This window comes from Specibacter sp. AOP5-B1-6 (assembly GCF_052376555.1).
Classification (GTDB): domain Bacteria; phylum Actinomycetota; class Actinomycetes; order Actinomycetales; family Micrococcaceae; genus Specibacter.
In genome coordinates, this window is the sequence record NZ_JBQSVT010000091.1 from 1 (window position 1) to 2,601 (window position 2,601).

Sequence of the window (2,601 nt, forward strand, 5' to 3'; positions counted from 1 at the left end):
TGAGTATTTGGTCTTCTGAGCAGCACCGCTAGTGCGGCTGAGCAGTGTCTGGAGAACAGTCGTTATTGTTTGTTGAGCAGCGCCGTTATTGTTTGTTGAGCAGCACTGTGCAAAGCTCCTTCTGCCGCACGCCCTATCGTGCGGCAGAAGGAGTATTTCTGATGGTACGAAAGATTAACGCGAAGCTGGTGCTTTCACTGCGTCACGAAGGGCTGTCACTCAGGCAGATCGAAGCGCAGGGTGTATCCCAGCACAGCGTTATCAAAGTCGAGCGGGCGTCGGCACGCGAGGGGCTCTCGTGGGAGACCGCAGCTGGCATGGCTGAGACCGAAGTGTATGAACGCCTCTTTCCCGACAGCGGCACTCGCGAGAGCGTCTATGAACAACCCGACTGGGTGAAGTTGCATCGTGAACTGGCTAAAGTCGGGGTGACGTTGAAACTTCTCCATGCCGAGTACCGCGACCGCTGCCACACGGCTGGTATCCCCAGCATGGGCTATGACCGGTTCTGTAAAACCTACGCCCACTACGTTAGGTCCCAGGGCGTCTCGTCCCGCGTGGGACATAAAGCTGGCCAGACGACCGAGGTTGACTGGTCCGGACCCACGATGCAACTCATCAACCCAGTCACCGGCACCGTCACGCGCGTGTTCCTCTTTGTGGGGTGTCTGCCGTTTTCGCGGTTGGGGTTCGTGGAGCCCACCCTCGATATGCGGCAAGACACGTGGCTGCGCTGCCATGTCGCGATGTTTGATTGGTTCGGGGGCACTACTCCCCGAATTGTGCCTGACAACCTCAAGACCGGTGTGATCAAACATCCCCGCGAGGGAGAGGTCATCCTCAATGATGCTTATCGGGAGCTGGCTGCGCACTATTCAGCGGCGGTGCTGCCGGGACGGCCTCGCCGCCCAAAAGACAAGGCGAGCGTAGAAAACACGGTGTGGAGCGTCGCAACTTGGGTGATCGCAGCGCTCCGCAACCAAGAGTTCACAACCCTCGCCCAGCTACGGGCAGCGGTCTACGAGCAGGTCACAGCGCTTAATCAAGAACCGTTCCAGAAACGTGCAGGCTCCCGTCAGAGCGTGTTCGAGAGCGAGGAACAGCCCCTGCTGCGGCCGCTGCCCGCGGTTACGTACGAGATTAGCCGGTGGGCGTACAGCCGGCGCGTGGGACGTGACGGGCATGTGGTGTGGGAGAAGAATCATTACTCTGCCCCGTACCAACATGTTGGGGAGCTAGTCGATTTGCGTGTGACAAGCCGCACGCTGGAAATCTATCTCGGCGGTGACCGGATCGCTTCCCACCTCCTGAGCCCCGACGGAGTTACCGGCACTTACCAGACACGAGACAGCGACCTGCCTGATGGACCGAAATACCAGGAGTGGGACGCCGCCCGTGTGCGTGAGTGGGCGGGCAGAATCGGTGAATATACAACGACCGTGGTCAACAGGATCTTCGAGTCAGTGCCGGTCGAAGAGCAGGGGTTGAACCCTGCACTGGCGGTGCTTCGTCTCACTCGCCGCTATTCCAGCAGCAGAGTGGAAAGGGCCTGCGAAATCGCGGTAAACAGTAGAGTCAGATCTCCCCGATATGCGCATCTACGACCGATCCTTGAAACCAGACAAGACGAGACCGGGAACCGAAACCCCAGATTTGACGATGCCGTGTCTGAGGCTGCCGCTCCTGCCGGGTATGTGCGTGGCGCTGCGTACTACGGAGGTGACAGCAAGTGACGATTATCGATACCGCAACGAAACACAAGCTCCGCGAAATGGGGGCGGCCGCCCTAGCTGACGCGCTCGGAGGGCAGGACGAGACATTGTCCATGGGGATGCCGTTTGCTGAACGTATCAAGCTTGCCGTTGATGACGCTCACGCATGCTACTCGCAACAAAAAATTGAGGGCCTCATCCGTCGGGCCGGGCTGCGCTATGCAGACGCTGAACTACGGCGTCTGGACCTGCTCGAGGGACGTGGGATCGACCGGGGTGTGATCGCGCAGCTGGGAACGTGCACGTTCGTCAGTCGCGGCGAGAACGTCGTGTTCCAAGGCTTCACCGGGTCAGGGAAAACCTATCTAGGATCAGCGCTGACCAAAGCAGCATGCCAGCATCAGTATCGGGCCCTGTATATTCGCATGCCCGATCTTGAGGAGGCATGGCATACGGCAGCAGACAAACCCGGCGGGAAGGAGAAGTTCCTCCGCAAATATGCGGCGTATCAGGTCCTCACCGTCGACGAGTGGCTCCTCAACCCACCAGACGACAGTCTGCGAAGCATGCTCTTGGAGCTTCTCGAACGCCGATATGACACCGTCTCAACCATATTCTGCACCCAGTACCAGCAGAAAGACTGGCATCAACGCCTCGGTGGTGACGTGCACGCTGATGCCATCATGGACCGGATAGTGCACCGCACGACTTGGGTAGAGACCGGCGACACCAACATGCGCGAGCACTCCGCCCGCGGCTAACCCCAACCAGCTGGTGAGCAGCCTCTCGATCCTGATGCTGCTCACCAGCAATATCCAATGCTGCGCAATCGCAATACTCTGTGCTGCTCAATGGCAATACTAGTGCTGCTCAAGCCTTCAAATACTCA

The 2,601-nt window shown here is 58.8% G+C and carries 2 protein-coding genes; both read left to right on the top strand.

Annotated features, from left to right (window positions below; genetic code table 11):
* The first annotated feature begins 161 nt into the window (after positions 1-161).
* On the top strand, positions 162-1,733 hold the full coding sequence (gene istA / locus ACT3TS_RS19530) for an IS21 family transposase (protein WP_444533194.1): 1,572 nt from the start codon (positions 162-164) through the stop codon (positions 1,731-1,733).
* The gene (locus ACT3TS_RS19535) at positions 1,730-2,473 is read left to right on the top strand and encodes an ATP-binding protein (RefSeq protein ID WP_444533195.1); all 744 of its coding nucleotides are present in this window, start codon (positions 1,730-1,732) and stop codon (positions 2,471-2,473) included. Before istA ends, ACT3TS_RS19535 begins: the two co-directional genes overlap by 4 nt.
* Positions 2,474-2,601 lie beyond the last annotated feature (128 nt).